Annotated in this window: 19 protein-coding genes and 1 tRNA gene; 8 read left to right on the top strand and 12 right to left on the bottom strand. The window is 63.6% G+C overall.

Going from position 1 to position 16,279, the window contains the following annotated elements; genetic code table 11:
- Positions 1–209: 209 nt before the first annotated feature.
- Together katG and A5785_RS16405 are read right to left on the bottom strand one after the other, a co-directional pair.
- Complete coding sequence (katG, locus tag A5785_RS16410) at positions 210–2,441, bottom strand: catalase/peroxidase HPI (RefSeq protein WP_064867627.1); 2,232 nt, start codon at positions 2,439–2,441, stop codon at positions 210–212.
- 36 nt (positions 2,442–2,477) lie between these two features.
- Complete coding sequence (locus A5785_RS16405; RefSeq protein ID WP_156525506.1) at positions 2,478–2,921, bottom strand: Fur family transcriptional regulator; 444 nt, start codon at positions 2,919–2,921, stop codon at positions 2,478–2,480.
- A 58-nt stretch (positions 2,922–2,979) separates the two neighbouring features.
- On the opposite strand from A5785_RS16405, the gene A5785_RS16400 reads away from it, so the two are divergent.
- The 3 genes from A5785_RS16400 (at position 2,980) to A5785_RS16390 (ending at position 5,316) form a co-directional block, all read left to right on the top strand.
- Positions 2,980–3,786 carry a GNAT family N-acetyltransferase gene (locus tag A5785_RS16400; protein WP_231894307.1) on the top strand — a complete coding sequence of 269 codons (807 nt, stop codon included), beginning with the start codon at positions 2,980–2,982 and terminating at the stop codon, positions 3,784–3,786.
- 10 nt (positions 3,787–3,796) lie between these two features.
- On the top strand, positions 3,797–4,705 hold the full coding sequence (locus A5785_RS16395) for a hypothetical protein (RefSeq protein WP_064867620.1): 909 nt from the start codon (positions 3,797–3,799) through the stop codon (positions 4,703–4,705).
- A gap of 540 nt (positions 4,706–5,245) precedes the next feature.
- Positions 5,246–5,316: transfer RNA gene (locus A5785_RS16390), tRNA-Cys, on the top strand.
- A gap of 335 nt (positions 5,317–5,651) precedes the next feature.
- On the opposite strand, the gene A5785_RS16385 is transcribed toward A5785_RS16390, so the two are convergent.
- The gene (locus A5785_RS16385; RefSeq protein ID WP_064867618.1) at positions 5,652–6,353 is read right to left on the bottom strand and encodes a M24 family metallopeptidase; all 702 of its coding nucleotides are present in this window, start codon (positions 6,351–6,353) and stop codon (positions 5,652–5,654) included.
- 63 nt (positions 6,354–6,416) lie between these two features.
- Positions 6,417–7,037 carry a LysE family transporter gene (locus tag A5785_RS16380; protein WP_064867616.1) on the bottom strand — a complete coding sequence of 207 codons (621 nt, stop codon included), beginning with the start codon at positions 7,035–7,037 and terminating at the stop codon, positions 6,417–6,419.
- 68 nt (positions 7,038–7,105) lie between these two features.
- Between A5785_RS16380 and A5785_RS16375 the strand changes: the two genes are divergently transcribed.
- Positions 7,106–7,537, top strand: a complete 432-nt coding sequence (locus A5785_RS16375) for a PPOX class F420-dependent oxidoreductase (protein WP_064867842.1) — start codon at positions 7,106–7,108, stop codon at positions 7,535–7,537.
- Positions 7,538–7,558: 21 nt separating this feature from the next.
- Here the strand turns inward: A5785_RS16375 and A5785_RS16370 are convergent, their stop codons facing one another.
- Together A5785_RS16370 and A5785_RS16365 are read right to left on the bottom strand one after the other, a co-directional pair.
- On the bottom strand, positions 7,559–8,071 hold the full coding sequence (locus tag A5785_RS16370) for an alpha/beta hydrolase (RefSeq protein WP_064867614.1): 513 nt from the start codon (positions 8,069–8,071) through the stop codon (positions 7,559–7,561).
- A 175-nt stretch (positions 8,072–8,246) separates the two neighbouring features.
- A complete protein-coding gene (locus A5785_RS16365) occupies positions 8,247–9,779 on the bottom strand; it encodes an MFS transporter (protein ID WP_197494594.1) in 1,533 nt (510 codons plus the stop codon).
- Between the two features lie 207 nt (positions 9,780–9,986).
- On the opposite strand from A5785_RS16365, the gene A5785_RS16360 reads away from it, so the two are divergent.
- Positions 9,987–11,201: a DUF2235 domain-containing protein gene (locus tag A5785_RS16360; protein WP_064867612.1), complete on the top strand. Its 1,215-nt coding sequence runs from the start codon at positions 9,987–9,989 to the stop codon at positions 11,199–11,201.
- Here A5785_RS16360 and A5785_RS16355 read toward each other — a convergent pair.
- Positions 11,186–11,554, bottom strand: coding sequence for a VOC family protein (locus A5785_RS16355; RefSeq protein WP_064867610.1), 369 nt, complete (start codon positions 11,552–11,554; stop codon positions 11,186–11,188). The two genes, A5785_RS16360 and A5785_RS16355, sit on opposite strands and share 16 nt — an antisense overlap.
- Positions 11,555–11,616: 62 nt before the next feature.
- Between A5785_RS16355 and A5785_RS16350 the strand changes: the two genes are divergently transcribed.
- The gene (locus tag A5785_RS16350; RefSeq protein ID WP_064867608.1) at positions 11,617–12,072 is read left to right on the top strand and encodes a MarR family winged helix-turn-helix transcriptional regulator; all 456 of its coding nucleotides are present in this window, start codon (positions 11,617–11,619) and stop codon (positions 12,070–12,072) included.
- Between the two features lie 38 nt (positions 12,073–12,110).
- Here A5785_RS16350 and A5785_RS16345 read toward each other — a convergent pair whose 3' ends face one another.
- Both A5785_RS16345 and A5785_RS16340 read right to left on the bottom strand, forming a co-directional pair.
- On the bottom strand, positions 12,111–12,335 hold the full coding sequence (locus tag A5785_RS16345) for a hypothetical protein (RefSeq protein WP_064867606.1): 225 nt from the start codon (positions 12,333–12,335) through the stop codon (positions 12,111–12,113).
- Between the two features lie 44 nt (positions 12,336–12,379).
- On the bottom strand, positions 12,380–12,814 hold the full coding sequence (locus tag A5785_RS16340) for a MarR family winged helix-turn-helix transcriptional regulator (protein ID WP_082938093.1): 435 nt from the start codon (positions 12,812–12,814) through the stop codon (positions 12,380–12,382).
- A 60-nt stretch (positions 12,815–12,874) separates the two neighbouring features.
- Between A5785_RS16340 and A5785_RS16335 the strand changes: the two genes are divergently transcribed.
- A complete protein-coding gene (locus A5785_RS16335) occupies positions 12,875–13,648 on the top strand; it encodes an SDR family oxidoreductase (protein WP_197494595.1) in 774 nt (257 codons plus the stop codon).
- A gap of 183 nt (positions 13,649–13,831) precedes the next feature.
- Here the strand turns inward: A5785_RS16335 and A5785_RS16330 are convergent, their stop codons facing one another.
- The 3 genes from A5785_RS16330 to A5785_RS16320 all read right to left on the bottom strand — a co-directional run bounded on the left by A5785_RS16330 (position 13,832) and on the right by A5785_RS16320 (position 15,363).
- Complete coding sequence (locus tag A5785_RS16330) at positions 13,832–14,458, bottom strand: maleylpyruvate isomerase family mycothiol-dependent enzyme (protein ID WP_082938094.1); 627 nt, start codon at positions 14,456–14,458, stop codon at positions 13,832–13,834.
- 217 nt (positions 14,459–14,675) lie between these two features.
- Positions 14,676–15,104, bottom strand: a complete 429-nt coding sequence (locus A5785_RS16325) for a type II toxin-antitoxin system VapC family toxin (protein ID WP_064867602.1) — start codon at positions 15,102–15,104, stop codon at positions 14,676–14,678.
- Positions 15,097–15,363, bottom strand: a complete 267-nt coding sequence (locus A5785_RS16320; protein ID WP_005206757.1) for a type II toxin-antitoxin system Phd/YefM family antitoxin — start codon at positions 15,361–15,363, stop codon at positions 15,097–15,099. Before A5785_RS16320 ends, A5785_RS16325 begins: the two co-directional genes overlap by 8 nt.
- A 197-nt stretch (positions 15,364–15,560) precedes the next feature.
- Here A5785_RS16320 and A5785_RS16315 point away from each other — a divergent pair, with 197 nt between their 5' ends.
- Positions 15,561–16,124: a dihydrofolate reductase family protein gene (locus A5785_RS16315; RefSeq protein WP_064867600.1), complete on the top strand. Its 564-nt coding sequence runs from the start codon at positions 15,561–15,563 to the stop codon at positions 16,122–16,124.
- The last annotated feature ends 155 nt before the right edge of the window (positions 16,125–16,279 follow it).

The raw sequence follows: 16,279 nt of genomic DNA, 5'->3' as shown, positions 1-16,279 counted from the left end.
GCCCACGTGTGCGTCACGCCCATGCGGACGCACGCGTGACTGCAAAAACTTGCGGCCCCGGACGATTGTGTCGAATCGTTGCGCTACGCGCGAGTACGGGGGAGTGACTCGACGTGTCGGGCAATGGCGTAAGACTACGTGGGCTGCCACACACACCGATGCACCCCGTGGAGTGTGTCCACGAGGTGCATCGGTGGTGATCGGTCGAATCAGTGCAGGTCGTAGCGGTCTAGTTCCATGACCTTGGCCCACGCGGCGACGAAGTCGTCGACGAATTTCTGCTTCGAGTCGTCCTCGGCGTAGACCTCGGCGAGCGCACGCAGATCGGAGTTCGAACCGAAGGCCAGATCGACCCGCGAACCCGTCCACTTCTGCTCGCCCGACTCACGATCGACCGCGACGTAGGTGCCGTCGTCTGCCGGCGATGCCGACCATTCGACATCCATGTCGGTGATGTTGACGAAGAAGTCGTTCGTCAACGTGCCCGGCTTGGTCGTCAGCACTCCGAGCGAGGAGTTCTTGTGGTTGGCGCCGAGTACGCGTAGACCACCGACGAGCACCGTCATCTCCGGCGGCGACAGGGTCAGGAGGTTGGCCTTGTCGACGAGGTTGTACTCCGCGGGCAGCTCGTTGCCCTTGCCCTCGTAGTTTCGGAATCCGTCGTAGCGGGGCTCGAGGTAGGCGAACGACTCCTGGTCGGTCTGCCCCTGCGTCGCGTCGGTGCGGCCTGGGGTGAACGGGACCGTCACCGTGACGCCGGCATCCTTCGCCGCCTTCTCGATCGCCGCGGCTCCGCCGAGCACCACGAGATCGGCGAACGACACCTTGGTGCCGGGCTCGGAGTTGAACTGCTCGGCGACGAGTTCCAGTTTGCTGATCACCTGCGCGAGCTCGTCGGGCTCACTGGATTCCCAGCCGAGCTGCGGCTGCAAGCGCAGCCGTCCGCCGTTCGCGCCTCCGCGGTAGTCGCTGCCACGGAACGTCGACGCCGCCTTCCATGCCGTGGACACGAGCTGCGGCACGGTGAGACCGGTTTCGAGGATCGCGGACTTCAGGCTGTCGGCGTCGGCGTCGGAGAGCAGCGGTCCCTCGGCAGCGGGGACGTTGTCCTGCCAGATGTAGGTTTCCGACGGCACGAGCGGCCCGCGGTAGCGAATGGCAGGTCCCATGTCGCGGTGGAGGAGCTTGAACCACGCTTTCGCGAACTCGTCGGCGAGTTCTTCTGGATGGTCGAGCCAACGCCGGGTGATCTCCCCGTAGATCGGGTCGAATCGCATCGTCAGGTCGGTGGTCAGCATCGACGGGTGGGTCTTGCCGTCGCCCTGGGCCACGGGCACCGAATTGGCCCAGCCGCCGTCCTTCGGTCGCCACTGGTTGGCGCCCGCGGGGCTCTTGAAGAGTTCCCACTCATTGCCGTACAGGATCTCGAGGAAGCTGTTGTCCCACTTGGTCGGCGTGTGGGTCCATGTCACCTCGAGACCACTGGTGACCGTGTCGTTGCCGACGCCGGTGCCCTGCGGATTCTTCCAACCAAGACCCATCTGCTCGATCGGTGAGGCTTCGGGCTCAGGGCCGAGGAGTTCGGCGTCGCCGTTGCCGTGCGTCTTGCCGAAGGTGTGACCGCCGACGATCAGCGCTGCGGTCTCGACGTCGTTCATGGCCATGCGGCCGAACGTCTCGCGAATATCGGCTGCGGCCGCGAGGTAGTCCGGAACACCCTCCGGGCCTTCGGGATTCACGTAGATGAGACCCATGGTGGTTGCGCCCAGCGGCTCTTCGAGTTCGCGCTTGCCGCCCTGGTAGCGCAGGTTGGTGCCCAACCACACCGACTCGGCACCCCAATAGACCTCGTCTGCTTCCCACTCGTCGGGACGCCCGAAGGCGAATCCCTTGGTCGGCAGACCCATGTCCTCGATCGCGACGTTTCCGGCCAGGACCAGGAGATCGGCCCACGACAGTGCCTTGCCGTACTTCTTCTTCACCGGCCACAGGAGTCGTCGTGCCTTGTCGAGGCTCACGTTGTCGGGCCAGCTGTTCAGAGGAGCGAAACGCTGCATTCCGGTTCCGGCGCCGCCACGGCCGTCCTCGACGCGGTAGGTGCCCGCGGCGTGCCACGACATTCGGATGAAGAAGGGGCCGTAGTGACCGAAGTCGGCGGGCCACCACGACTTCGAGTCCTTCATGACGTCTTTGAGGTCGCCGACGAGCGCCTCGACGTCGAGGTCGGCGAGCGCGGCGTCGTAGTCGAAGTCGGGTTCGCGGGGACGAATGACCTGCGGATTGTGCGCGAGCACACGCAGATTCAGCTTGTCCGGCCACCATTGCTGATTGCCGCCGCCTTCGACCGGTGGGCGGATGTGCATCGGACAACCTGATTCGGCAGGTTCGGTCTGTGCCTCACCGATGGGGGGAGCTTCGGGGGCTGACTTCTCTTCAGACACTGTCTTCCTTCCGGTAAGTGGAGATTCGGGCTGTGATCACGAATGTGACCCCGGTGTGGACGTTGTGTTGCAGTCGGGGCATAGGCCCCAATAGATGACCTCGGCCTCGTCGAGCACAAAGCCGTTGTCGTCGGATGCCGTGAGGCACGGCGTTGTTCCCGCAGCGCAATCGACGTCGCCGATTGCGCCGCACGAACGGCACACGGTGTGGTGATGGTTGTCGCCGACTCGCGCCTCGTAGCGGGCGACGAGGCCGGAGGGCTGGATGCGTCGGACGAGTCCGGCGTCGGTCAGCGCACCGAGTACGTCGTAGACCGCCTGGCGTGAGACGTCGGGCAGTATCGTGCGTGTGGCGAGAAAAATGGTCTCCGTGTCGGCGTGCGCGTGCGTATTGACGGCCTGCAGCACCGCGACCCGCGGACGGGTCACTCGAAGTTCGGCTGCACGCAGTTGGTCTGCGTACTCCGGCGTGGGGGACACCTCGTCAGTATGCAACGCATTCTGGAATGATTCAGGATTTCTCTCAAACTGAGACGCCGTGATCGGCACGTCTCCGCTGTGGCACGCTTGTCTGGTGATGTGGACACCGGAGCGCGTGCGCGCTGAATCGATACGGTGGACGTCTTCCTGGCATCCGGTCGGCTCGCGCCATCTCGACATCGACGGCTACGAGTTCTATGTGCTCGACGGAACCGCCACGTTGCTGAACTACCACGGGACGCAACGTGATCCGATCGTCGTGCTCGATGAGGCCGCCGCCCATGCGAGGCGACTCGACGCCCGGCGTGTGCGATTCACGCGTGCGCCGGGACTGTTCGGGGGTGTCGATGACGCCGAACTAGAGCGACGTGATGCCACGACGATCGCGGTCCGCGACATCGTCGCGCTCAAGACAGCGGCAGAGATCGTCGACCGGATACCGACACCCGACGGAGTCGTCGCGCGCCGCGTCGACGACGATGCCGGAATCGCCGAGTTCGCCCGAATCTCCCTCGACGCCTGGGGTTTTCCGCCACCCATCCTCGACGACGCTGCTACGCGGGACGCCACGCCGCCCGGGCTGTTCGTGGCCGGAGTCGGTTCGCGCGACGGCCTGGAACCGGCCGGTGCGGGCGGCTACACGCTCGAGGGTGAGGTCGCTCGAATGTGGGGTGGCGCCGTCCTTCCCGCTCATCGGGGTCGCGGCGTTTATCGGGCGTTGATCGTCGCTCGACTTCACGATGCGCGACGTCGGGGAGCCTCGCTCGGGCTCGTGCATGCCGAGACCGCTACGTCGTCGCCGCTGTTGCAGCGCATGGGCTTTCGGAAGTTCGGCGAGCGAGCGATCATCGAGTTCGGCATCTGAGGGTTCGCTCGTGGACCTCGACGACGCTCTCGACGAGTTGTATGGTTGCGCACCAAGCGAATTCGTCTCACGTAGGCGCGAACTGACACGTTCGGCACGCGCGGCCGATGCTTCCGAGCTCGCCCTCGACATCTCGCGTGCGCGCAAGCCGACGCAGGTCGCCTGGCTGCTCAACCAGTGGATTCGACGTTCGCCGACCGATCTCGACCCCCTGCTCAGCGTTGCCGACGAACTCCGCGAGGCGCAGCGCCGCTCGTCGGCCGAACTCCTGCGGAAGCTGTCAACACGACGACGCGATGTGGTGCACACCGCGCTCGAGCACCTACGGTCGTTCGCGGCCGAGATCGGTGCGGGTATGAGCACGACGATCGAGCGAGAGGCTGTCCAGACACTGCGTGCGGCGATCGGCGACGAACAGGTGGCCGAATTGTTGCGTCGCGGTCGGCTGGTCACCGCGATGGAGTACAGCGGCTTCGGCCCGGCCGGGCTGGTGGCACTCGCAGATTCGCCGGCACCCGCCGACGAGGCGACCGCAGGGATGCCCGAACCCTCGTCCAGTGCTGACAAGGGTTCGACGGCCACACGCGAAGCGGAGATCGACGCTGCCAGAGCACTTCTCGATCGACACGCTGCCGACGTCGACTCGGCGACCGTCGAACTCGATAGCGCGCAACGCAGCGTCGACGATGCCGAGCGCACCGCTGCCGATCTCGAGGACCGAGTCGCACGGGTGCGCGCGGAACTGGATCGTGCTGAACAGGAGCAGCGCTTCGCGCAGCGCGCGGCGGAGACGGCGCGGTCCCGGCGTGACGAAGCCGCGACCGCTCTGGAGGCGGCATCCGACGCGCGATCGCGCGCACAGCAGCGTCTCGATGATCTGCGTCTCGACGATCTTTCGGGCGACGCCGATCGGGACTGAGGAGTGCCGCTCAATGTCGGTGTTCTCGGACTCGGCGGAAAAGCTGTTGTGCGTCGTAGCCGGACCGCTTAGAGTCGCTACTCGCACTGCTCGACGACGACAACCCAAGTGGTGCAGGACGTTTGACAACTACATCGACATACGAATGCGGCATGGCGCATAAGCCGGAGTGATCCGGTGAAAGGCGGGGTGACATCCGTCGCCGGGAGAAGTTCCGGTACCCCATGCACTCCGAGCCGGAACCTTCACCCCAGGGTGGAGGCAACGTCGAAGCGATCTGACGGTGAGAGCCGGGAGAGCCGATCGGTGACCCGACATCTGCCAGGTGTGGTCAGTAGCGACGAATGTTGCGGTGAGGGAAGGAATTTCAGTCCGAGATGGTTCAGTCGAGGGCGTATTCCATGACTGTGGAGGCGGGGCGTGGCAGCTTCGCCGAGACAGGAGAGATCGAGTAGGACCGACATCCGAAAGGTCGAGGGTGTGCGGCATTCTGGGCCCAAAAGGCCTGGAACCGCACGGAAGAGCACATCCTCAGTCAACGCGACACTAGCTCAATTGGCAGAGCGGTCATTTGCAGAATGGCAGGTTGCTGGTTCAAGTCCAGCGTGGCTACCACCACACAAGCGAAAGCCTCTTCCCGACGACATCGCGACAGTGTCCTAATCCCTGACGTCGCACGACGAATCAGGGCGACATTCGAGCCCGCAAGGCCCGAGTGACGTTCACGCGCCAGTAGCGGTAGCGGAGAGACCGGCCAGTCTCTCTTCGACGTGACAGCGGTGGAGAAGCGGTCGTCGATACGCGTGGTGCCACGACACGGCACCGGACATGGTGAATACCGTCGAGAGGCGGTGGATACGCCGCAAACCCCCTGCAGGGAATACAGCGCGCAAAAGGTCACCGGCAGTGGGGAAGTAGTCTCATTCCCCGCACACACAATCTCTTCTCACGGAAGGTCGAGGAGTTCCTCGTAGAAGCCACCGAATCGACGGTCGGGTTCGACGAGATGCACCTCGAGAATCCAATGGCACACACGCCCCGACGGATCCAGGCGACGCATGGGACCCGACGAACCTGGTGCCACATAACTCTCGATCTCGTCGCCGGAGATCTTCTCGTGCGGGAACTCGCCGACGAGGTGTCCGGCGATCTCGCCACCGAAATGCCATCCGGCTTCCTCGCTGAGTTCGACGACGCGGTCGAACAATTCGGCCCCGGTGATCTCGGGGTGTGCACGAAAGTAGGCGCGGCCTGCATCCCAGATTCGGGGCAGGTCGTCGGCGAGGCGTCGTTTGAGCGCGTCGTCGCCCAAGACGAAGGTGCGGCCGAAATCGGCTTCCCACTCTTCGAAGATCGGGCCGAAGTCGAGGAACAGGATGTCGTCGTCGGCGATGATCCGGTCCGGCGGGTTGGCGCGGAAGGTCTCCAGGGTGTTCTCGCCGGCGCGGACGATTCGTTTGTGCCAGTGACGCGTGACGCCGAACATCTCGGCGGCCAGGTCACGGATCTCGTCGGAGAGTGCGCGCTCGCCGATTCCCGCGCGGATCATGCCGCGCCGCTCCACCTCGTCGAAGAGTCGTTCAGCCTTGGTCTGCGCGTCGAGGAGGCTGTCGACGCGTGCGCGATCGTCGAGCTCGGGCGATGACATGGTGACTCCTCCAATGGTGCTGGTAACCGTGAGGCCTTCGATCCCTCTGGCCTTCGAACATGGTCACACAAGCGCGAGCATGACGCCCACGGCGACGAACAGAACGCCGAACACACGGTTGAGGCGACGCTGGCCCTGTTCGGTCCTCGTGACACGCGCGAATCCCCGTGCTATCAGGGCGAAGAAGAACCACATCACGGATATGTCGACGACCACCATCGTCACTCCGATGACCACGTACTGGATCAGCTGCGGATCGTTCGGGCGCACGAATCCGGGGATGAACGCGAGCAAGAAGACGATCGCCTTCGGGTTCAGCAGGTTGACCCAGAGTCCTCGGGTGAACATCGACGCAGCCGATTCGTTCTGGACGGATTCGTTTTCCTCGTCGGACATGTCGGGGCGTCGGAAGAACTGTCGGATTCCGAGGTAGATGAGGTAGGCCGCGCCGGTGTACCTGATGACCTCGAAGGCGGTGTGGGATCGGGAGATGACGACGCCGAGTCCCGCGGCGACGATGAGCAATTGGATGAGCAGCGCGACCTGTTGGCCGAGTACGCCCCAGAACGCACGTCGGAATCCGACATTCATGGCGTTGCTCATCGTGTTGATCGCGCCGGCTCCCGGGGTGAAGCTGATCAGCACGCACGCAGTCAGCAGCGCCGCCCAGGTCGAGAAAGTCACCTGCAGAGGGTAGTGGTGCGTCGACACCGCACGGGAATGCCCCCGGCGTGGTGACGGTTGCCACAACCATGACTGACGAGCAGTACGACCCCCGTGACCTGATCGCCGACACGTCGATCGCCATCCTCGCCACGATCAAGGCGAACGGACTTCCTCAACTCTCACCGGTCACCTCGGTGTACGACCGTGAGGCCGACACGATCTACGTATCCATGACCGACGGACGTGCGAAAACCAGGAATCTCCGCCGAGATCCGCGAGCCGCCATCGAATACACCAGCGCCGACGGCTTTACGTGGACGACGGCCGAGGGAACCGCCGAGCTGATCGGTCCGTCGAGCGATCCGGACGGTCCGGAGGTCGACGCGTTGGTCGACTACTACCGCCTCGGTGCGGGGGAGCATCCGGACTGGGCCGAGTACCGCGAGGTGATGGTGAGCGACCGTCGCGTGCTGCTCAAGCTGGCTGTTACACGGGTGTACGGCGCCAAACTGCGCTGAGCGGTGGTCGGGTGATGGACGTCAACTGTGCGCACGAATGTCGGCGGCGACGAGCGAGGCGCATCCGTCGAATTGATGTCCACCTACTTCGTGGAGGCGAACGTCTGCTGACGGCAGGAGCCGCTGGTTGAGCGCCACATGGCTGACGGGGACGACGTCGTCGTCCTCGCAGTGATGCAGGAAGAGAGTCGTTGTCGGTTCCGGACCGCTGACGTCGTAGTCGGCGACCGCCCAGCCTTGATCGCCCCAGTTCGGCATCGCCAGTAGAAACGCGCGCGGCGGAGGTGTCGCCATGGTGCTCAACAGAGCGAGCAACATCGACGCACCGAACGAGTGGGCCACGAGCACATCGGATGCAGTCAGCCCGTCGACGTGGGGGCGTATCGCCGACGTCCAAGCCGAGACGGACATGTCCTCGTCGGGTAGCTCCGGCATCGAGACGTGCGCGTCGAGTTCGCTTCCCAGCGCGACGGCAAGCGGCTGATCGTCGTGAAATCCGCCCGCTCCGTGCAGGAACAACATCTCGGTGGCCATCTCGTGTCCCTCTGTGTCGACGCCGGTTCTCGAAGGTTGTGACTCAGCGCCGCGTCGGAACTCATCGGTCCTGGGTGCGTCGGCCGTGAGTTGGTTGGCAATTACGTGCGTTCGGCGGCGACGGGAGCCTGCTGGTGCAGGCCCCCGTCGTCCGGCAGTGAAATCAGGCGAGACGTTACGCGACCACCGGTTCGAGGTCAGTTGCGTCGGACGTCGTGGTCGAGGTGCGCAAGGCCTGGGCGATCACGCCACCCACCACGATGAACCCGATCATGACGATCAGTGACGCGCGGTAGGCGGACTCGAGACCCGACGATTCTCCTACCGACGTATACACGGTTCCGACGACCGCGGCGCCGAACGCCACCGCGAGTGCCTGGGCGGTGTTGAAGACCCCGGACGCCGCGCCTGCGAGGCGAACCGGAACGTCGTTGAGTACCAGCAGCCCGGCCGAGCCGACGATTCCGCCGAAGCCGAGACCCGCGACGGTCAGAGCCGCGGCAAACCACAGCGCGGGATGCGCCGATTGCTCGGCGAAGGCCATCAGCAGCATGCCGACGATGAACACCGCACCTCCGACCTGCAGAACCCGCTTACCGAATCGTGCGACGAGCACCGTCGCGGCGAGACCAGCCGAGATCGGCACCGCGAGCGAGAACGGAATCCACATGAGACCCGCGTGAAGTACCGACCATCCGAGCGCTAGCTGGACGTGCAGTGACTGGACCAGGAAGTATCCGCCGGTGGGGACCATCAACGCCGTGAATGCCGCGAGCCCGACCGAAAATGATCGAGTGGCGAACAGGGTCGGCGGGACCATGGGTTCGATGCCACGTCGAGCCGAACGCACCTGTCGGAGTCCGAACAACCAGAGCCCGGCGACACCAGCAACCATCACGACGAATCCCCAAGCCGGCCAATTGTTTTCAGGTCCGAGTGTGATCGGAAGCATGATCGCCGCCAACGAGCCGCCGAGGAGCAGCGCCGTACCGGCTGTGATGGGTGTCTTGATCGCCGAGCGTGACTCGGGAATGAAGGCGATCGCCGCCGCGATAGCGAGCACTGCCAGCGGCACATTGATCAGGAACACCGGTCGCCACGACAACCCGAACCAATCGCCGTTGGTGATCACAGCCCCCAGGATGGGGCCGGTGACCGCCGCGAGACCGATGACCGACGTGAACATGCCCATCGCCTTCCCGCGCTCGGCCGGTGGATACAGCACCTGGATGTTGCTGAGCACCTGCGGCACCATCAGTGCTGCTGCCACTCCTTGGATGAGGCGGAAGACGACGAGTTCGGTGGGACCGGTCGCGAGTCCGCATGCCAGAGAAGCGAGTCCGAACGCGGCAAGACCGGCGACGAAGAGCTTACGTCGGCCGAAGTTGTCGCCGAGCCGTGCGCCGAGGATCAGGCCAACGGCGTAGGTGAGTGGATAGCCCGCGACGATCCACTGCAGACTCACTGCGGACGCGCCGAGGTCGACCTGCATCGTGCGCAGCGCGACGTTGACGACGGTTGCGTCCATGAGCTCCATGAACGACGCCGCGAGCAAGCAGATCAGCGCGATGGTTCGTGCCTTGCCTCCGATGCTCGGCGTGGCGTCGGAAGGTGTTGTGGAAGGCGACGATTCAGGTGAACGTCGAGTGGTGCCAGGGGAGGCGTCGACGACTTTGTCGTCGGCGGGCTCGAGTGGTGCTGTCGTCATCAGGTGCTCCTGGGTGGCGGGTTGATCTGACAACGGCGACGTTATGAGGGATAGCGGACACATCCGGTCCTCGATGAATCGGGTTCCGTCTTCTTTCTCATCGGCGTCGATCCGGCCCGACTACGCAGGCTTGATCGGCTGACCGGAACGCAAACGCGTACCGTGCTACCCGTGTGGGCGCGTAGGCAGTGCCTTAGCGTCGACATCATGACCAAGAATCTCGTGGTGTGCTGTGACGGGACGTGGAAGAACTCCGACGATCGCTACGTCTCGAACGTCGAGAAGATCGCGCGTTCGATTGCACCCCGCGGCTTCGACGGCGAGACCCAGATCGTGCATTACGCGCGCGGCGTCGGGTCAACAGGCAGTTGGATAGAACGTATCGTTGCCGGCGCATTCGGCGTGGGCCTCGACGACGCGATCGTCGACTGCTATCGATTCCTCGCGCTGAACTACGAACCTGGCGACCGCATCTTTGTGTTCGGATTCAGTCGCGGCGCATACACGGCCAGGAGTCTGTGCGGCATGATCGCGCATGTCGGACTGCTCACCCCGATGGGGGTCGCGGAGGGACAGTTGCCCACAGCGATGGACCTCTACCGCAACAGACCGCGCGCGAAGAGTTCCACCGAGACTCCTCCCGCCGATCCCGCGCACCAGCGTGCGCTTGCGGCCATCGACAAGCACACCCACCGGCGTGGCGAGGTACGCATCGAATTCCTCGGGGTGTTCGACACTGTTGGCGCCCTGGGCGTTCCGGGAATCGCGCGCGCGAAGTACACGTTCCACGACGTGACGCTCTCGCCGATGGTGAAGACCGCCAGGCAAGCGCTGGCGATCGCCGAGCGTCGACGAGTCTTCGCGCCGTGCCTCTGGGGAGGTCGGCACGCCGACATCAGCCAGGTCTGGTTCGACGGCGTGCACAGCGACGTCGGGGGAGGGTACGAGAATTGCTACTACTCCGACAAATCGTTGCTGTGGATGGCATCTGAGGCAACGGCTCGTGATGAACGACGCTCCGGTGTGGCCATTGACTGGAAACGGTTGGGTACCACTCTATGTCGCGACGACGAGAGCGTGACCGAGCACAATTCCCTGTCGTTCGCCTACCGGATCAGCAACGTGTTCAGCGCGCTACACGAGTCGATACGCCGCAAGGTTGCACCGTACGTTCCGCTCTTCGTTGGCGGGTGGCGCAACTTCGCACCTACCGTCGCGGTGCCTGGACTGGGCTATGCGCCCGCATGTGATGTGAGCGTGGAACGGTCTGCCATTAGGCGTGCCGCGAATCCTAATTTGACGCCGTGGTTCGACGGACTGGGTGCGTCGCCCGCCGAGCGGGAGAAATTCGTCGTTGCCGCAGTTACTCTCGCATCGGCGAGCAGACAGAACCAGGTGGGCGCGGTTCAAGCGCGATCGTGAAGAGTGATGTGATAGCCGTCGGGGTCGGCGAATGCGAATGTCCGCCCGAATGGGCCGTCGATCGGTTCTGACACGATCGTGTATCCGTCCGCGACAAGGGCGTCGTGGATCTCCTGCACACCGGTGGCGTGAAGCCAGATTGCTGCACCGATACCGGGTTGCGCGGCGGCGTCGAGGTCTGTGCCGGGAATCAGATCACGAAGGGCGAAGGCGATCGGCTTGGTGTCGAACACGACCGCGTGCGGTGGCCCGGCCGGCGCGCGGACGAGGCCAAGATACTTCTCGTAGAACGCTTGGGACGCTTCTAGGTTGCGGGTTTGCAGGGAGATGAAGTCGGGGCCGCTGACGGGCATGTTTTCCTCCGGGATTGAATGTCAACTTACTGACATCGGCCAATGTATGTCAGTATGTTGACATGAGTCAAGACGGAAGCGGCGCCGAACGGCAGACCGTCGAGCTAGAGACCTCTGTGGGGTATGCCCTCAAGGAGGTGGCAAGTGCGCTCCGAGCGGCGATGGAGGACGTTCTCCGACCGCTCGGACTGAGCGTGACCCAGTACTCGTGTCTTGAACTGCTTGCGCAGCGGCCTGGTCTGTCGAACTCCGAACTGGCCCGCGGCACGTTCATCACACGTCAAGCGATGAATGTCCTACTGCAAGGACTGGAACGGGATGGCTTCGTCAGCAGACCCGACGCCGCGCCTGTGGGCAGGGTGCTTCCTGCACGGCTCACGCCCCGCGGGCGCCGCAAGCTCGAGAAGGCTTCTGCAGCAGTGCGTTCGGTGGAGGAGCGGATGCTCTCAGGCCTCAGCGACGTCGAACAGGCGTCGCTGTTACGGGCCCTCCAACAGATGAGCCGGTCGCTTCGCTGACGCATCGATTGTGTTGCTTCGCCGACGATTTCGTGGAACTACCGCACCAGCAGCCAGATGAACCGCATGAAGACAACTGAGAACCCGAGAACGGCGGTGGCGACGAGCCAGCGTCGAGCAAGGCGATCCCGGGTGATGTTGTCGCGCTTGGGGTTTTCGTGAAGGTAAACGTAGGCGGCGGCGAGTGCACAGCCGGACGCGGCCACGCCGAGGGCGATGCTGATGATCAGCATCACGGTGCTTGCTGCGTCGAGTGGTGGCATGTGGGGTCAACTGTAGTAGCCCATGGATGCTCGGTTGATGGGTCTCATTCGCGGGTCAAGGAGTCGATCACCCTCCAGAATGCGTCGGCGTCTTTGGCCTCGATTCGGTCGAACAGATGTGTTCGCACAGCTCGTGAATGCGCGTGACGGGCGCGAACCACCTGAGACTGTCCTGCCTCGGTGGTGCCAATCGTCCGAACCCCTTGTACCACATCGCGAGTGAGTAGTCCTCGGTCGACCATTCGTGAGACTTGCCGAGAGAGCCTGCTGCGCTCCCATCCCAACAACTCCGCGAGGCGCGCTTGCTGAATGCGGTTACCGTCGGACTCGGCTACCCGGGTCAGAACAGAGAAATCGGCTCCCGACAGCCCTGTCTCCGCGGTGATCTGGTTGACCGTTGACGACCACACCCGGTCGGCGGCCCGTTTCCACTGTTGCCAGTGCAGCAGTTCGGTGTCGTTCAATCGCGATGTCGTCATTCGCCGGACTATACGAAGGACGATGTTGACATGTCAACTGACTGGATGCACCATGTTGACATGTCAACATCAAGATCGGTTCTGATTACGGGCGGCAGTGCCGGTATCGGATTGGCGCTTGCGCAGCGGTACGCCGAGCGGGGCGACCGCGTCATGGTGACTGGTCGATCCGCCGACGCACTGCGCCACGCGGCGCAGGGGAACCCCGGACTCGAGACCGTCGTCAGTGACATCTCTGCGCCGATCGATCGGGAGCGGCTTGCCGCACACGTTCTCGCCGAGATGCCCGAGATCGATATGCTCGTCAACAATGCGGGCGTTCAGCGCCGGGTGCCTCTTGCGGTCGACGACGCTCCCTGGCATCAACGACAAGTGGAAATCGACACGCTGCTCGCGGGTCCGATTCACCTGAACGCGTTACTCGCACCTGTCCTGGTGGGGCACTCCCGACCGTCGGTGATCGTCAACGTCACTTCGGGTGGTGCGCTCATCCCTCAGCCGTTTGCTCCTGTCTACAGCGCTTGTAAGGCCGCGATGCACAGTTACACGATCAATCTTCGTTTTGCCTTGCGTCACACAAGGGTTAGGGTCGTCGAGGTCATCCCGCCGGCGGTGGCAACTCGGTTGGCGGGACCCGGACACGTACACGGCGCGCCGGTGGAGGATTTCGTCGATGCCGTGTTCGACGCACTCGTTGAAGGGCGCCTCGACGAAATCGGCTACGGCGCCACCGATTCGCCAGCCGTGCTGAGACGTCGCGAGATGGATCGGGAGATGTTTGACGCCGCGTCGACGAGGGTTCCGGTGGCGGACTATTCGATTCGTCCTCGCTAGGTGGCCGTGTGCCAAGTAAATGCGTATGGCCACGGGAGAGGCGCGAGGCAGTACCGTCGCCGCGATAGCCTCAGCCACCACGACATTGCTGTCGACGCTGACCGCCTCAATGGCCCTGCAACACAGTGCAATAGGTGACGGCCTATTTGCACCGGCGTATTCGAATGGTCCACCATCAGCGTGCTACGCGCCCAGAAGACTCACGCCGTCACCGGACAACTCTTCGACGACACCGCGTCGTCCGGTGATAGCGAGCATCAGCGTGTCCGCCGTCCCTTGGACGGTCGGTCCGTCGCCGTGACTCCAGTCGATATCGGTGGCTTCCCATCGCACCGCAGCAGCGGAATGCGCAAACGCGTCGCGCCCGCGGAGACCAGTGACGTGATCGAGAACGACGACGCGACGGTCGTCGGGCGAACTGCGTGCAATACCCAAGGGGCGACAGATATCGAGCGCATGCACGACGATGTCGGTCAGGGGAGCAGCGGGACCCCGGCCAGGCGGCGTGAAACGCTTGTCGGCGCGGTCACGGAGGAGTGAGACCAGCTCACTGCCGTGCTGGCGTACCACCATGTCGGTCATCATTTTGTTGGCCTCGTCGAAATTGCCGCGGGCGCGAAGCATGAGAACACCGAAACGCCACATCGGAACCACCAACGGTGCCACGAGATGCGCTGCGACGTCGCGGACGGTCCACTCGCCACATAGCGACGCGTGATCCCACTGAGCAGGTGTCAGTGTCTCCAATGTGTTTGCGAGCGAGCGTCGTTCATCGGCGATGGCCTCGAAGGTCTCGTCGTCTGACATCATCGCCGTACCTCCGGACTCACGACTGGTCGAGGGTGTCCCAGCGCCGTGGAGGGAGCGTACCGCCGGAGCGGGGTGTGAGAGGGGCAGTCAGGACGAAAGGAGCCGTCGATCGATCTGATGATGCACGAGGTGGGTTACCGGTAACCCTGCATATTCGGTTGTTGCATATTGTCTGGACCCTGTCGATGAGAGACTCGAGCTGAGGTCAGCTCTCAGCTCAGGGGCGGCTCACGGGTATGACGCGAACAATGCCGTCCAAGCCTTCGAAGTCGTTGGGGTTGGTGGTGTAGAGGGGAAGCCTGGCTGCGGTCGAAACAGATGCGATCATGAGGTCCGCCAGTCGTCTCCGCGGCGTTCTTCCGCGAGCTTGGACCGCGGCGCTGATGCGGCCGAATGCGCGAGCAGCATCAGTGCCGAACGGTAAGGGGTCGAACTCGTTCTCGACGCGCTGGAGAACATCCGCGCGGCGTGCGCGTTCGTCGGAGGCCTGTGGGTCGTCGCCAGTTACCAGGTGTACGCCTGCGGAGAGCTCAGCCAGGGTGATCGCACTAATTGCCATCTCGTCCGGCAGTTCCGCAGGCTCGATTGCGTGGCGAAGAATCAAGATGCTGGTGTCGAGTAACCCCCGCCGTACTTCGTCAGGCATACGGGTCGCTCAAAGTTTCGTCATATACGCGGTCCTGATCAGACCGGAACTTCTCCACATCAATCAATGGAGCCGACACCGAGCCGCGGGCGAACTCTGTGCGGGAAACAAAGCTGCGTCGTCGACGTAGGGGGACGAGTTCTCCTATCCCACGGCCGTCGCGGGTCACCGTAAAGGAATCACCGGACTCCACCGCGTCCATGATCTCTTTGGAACGCATGCGGAGGTCGCGTTGGCTTACCTCGCGCGGCACACTCATGTGCTACATGGTAGCACGGAATGGCACGAAGTAGAGGCCGTAGCGAACGTCGTCGAGGGCGGGGCGCTCGGTGGCGGCTCGTGGAACTCGAACGGTAGCTTGGCGATGAGTTTCGGCAGTGGTTGTGGTCAACAATCACGCAAAGCCGTTCCACCCCGGAGCGGCGGTTAGCCGTTCATCACCAGTCCAGGAGAGTCATGCGCACACTCATCGTCTCAGCTTTCGTTTCACTCGATGGAGTCATGGAGGCCCCTGGTGGGGAGCCCGGGTACCGCAACTCGGGTTGGACGTTCAAGGATGTCGCTTTCGATCCGGCGGCGTATGAACTCAAGGGCCGCGAGCAGCACGAAACAGCTGCCTTGCTGTTAGGGCGCCGATCGTATGAGGCGTTCGCGCCGGTCTGGCCCACAATGGACGAATTCGCGGGGTACAACTCGATGCCCCGCTACGTGGTGTCAACGACTCTCGACGGTGACGACAAGCGGTGGCCGGCGACGGTGCTGCGCTCAATCGACGAGGTGCGCCGACTCAAGGAGGGTGACGGTGGCCCGATTGCGGTGCACGGCAGCGCCACGTTGGGTGCCGCGCTGGCCGACGCCGGTCTAGTGGACCGATACCACCTACTGGTGTTTCCGCTCCTTCTCGGCGCCGGAAAACGGCTGTTCAGCCGGACCGATAAAGACGCAACCAAGCTCGTCCTAGTCGAACATGAGGTCTACAACAACGGAATTCAAAAACAAGTTCTCGACGTCCAACGTTAACGCCTGCGATGTCGGGGTGGACCGACGATCCGGCGCTGCTCTCGAACCGCGCGTTTCGGTGCTACTGGTAATCCTGCATATTCGATCGCTGCATATTCGCACCCAGGTGCACAGCCTGGCCGCGCGGCAGCGTTGTATTCAATAGCGAGGCGCGG

It is taken from the genome of Gordonia sp. 852002-50395_SCH5434458 (genome assembly GCF_001665905.1).
Lineage (GTDB): Bacteria > Actinomycetota > Actinomycetes > Mycobacteriales > Mycobacteriaceae > Gordonia > Gordonia jacobaea.
Note: the sequence above shows the minus strand (reverse complement) of the source record. Positions and strands in the feature narration are given on the sequence as shown.

Excerpts from the sequence above, each read along its gene's own strand:
- A5785_RS16385 (WP_064867618.1), bottom strand. The coding sequence starts at position 6,353 with ATGTCATCGCCCGAGCTCGACGATCGCGCACGCGTCGACAGCCTCCTC.
- A5785_RS16375 (WP_064867842.1), top strand. The coding sequence starts at position 7,106 with ATGACTGACGAGCAGTACGACCCCCGTGACCTGATCGCCGACACGTCG.
- A5785_RS16370 (WP_064867614.1), bottom strand. The coding sequence starts at position 8,071 with ATGGCCACCGAGATGTTGTTCCTGCACGGAGCGGGCGGATTTCACGAC.
- A5785_RS16365 (WP_197494594.1), bottom strand. The coding sequence starts at position 9,779 with ATGACGACAGCACCACTCGAGCCCGCCGACGACAAAGTCGTCGACGCC.
- A5785_RS16360 (WP_064867612.1), top strand. The coding sequence starts at position 9,987 with ATGACCAAGAATCTCGTGGTGTGCTGTGACGGGACGTGGAAGAACTCC.
- A5785_RS16355 (WP_064867610.1), bottom strand. The coding sequence starts at position 11,554 with ATGCCCGTCAGCGGCCCCGACTTCATCTCCCTGCAAACCCGCAACCTA.
- A5785_RS16350 (WP_064867608.1), top strand. The coding sequence starts at position 11,617 with ATGAGTCAAGACGGAAGCGGCGCCGAACGGCAGACCGTCGAGCTAGAG.
- A5785_RS16345 (WP_064867606.1), bottom strand. The coding sequence starts at position 12,335 with ATGCCACCACTCGACGCAGCAAGCACCGTGATGCTGATCATCAGCATC.
- A5785_RS16340 (WP_082938093.1), bottom strand. The coding sequence starts at position 12,814 with ATGACGACATCGCGATTGAACGACACCGAACTGCTGCACTGGCAACAG.
- A5785_RS16335 (WP_197494595.1), top strand. The coding sequence starts at position 12,875 with ATGTCAACATCAAGATCGGTTCTGATTACGGGCGGCAGTGCCGGTATC.
- A5785_RS16330 (WP_082938094.1), bottom strand. The coding sequence starts at position 14,458 with ATGATGTCAGACGACGAGACCTTCGAGGCCATCGCCGATGAACGACGC.
- A5785_RS16325 (WP_064867602.1), bottom strand. The coding sequence starts at position 15,104 with ATGCCTGACGAAGTACGGCGGGGGTTACTCGACACCAGCATCTTGATT.
- A5785_RS16320 (WP_005206757.1), bottom strand. The coding sequence starts at position 15,363 with ATGAGTGTGCCGCGCGAGGTAAGCCAACGCGACCTCCGCATGCGTTCC.
- A5785_RS16315 (WP_064867600.1), top strand. The coding sequence starts at position 15,561 with ATGCGCACACTCATCGTCTCAGCTTTCGTTTCACTCGATGGAGTCATG.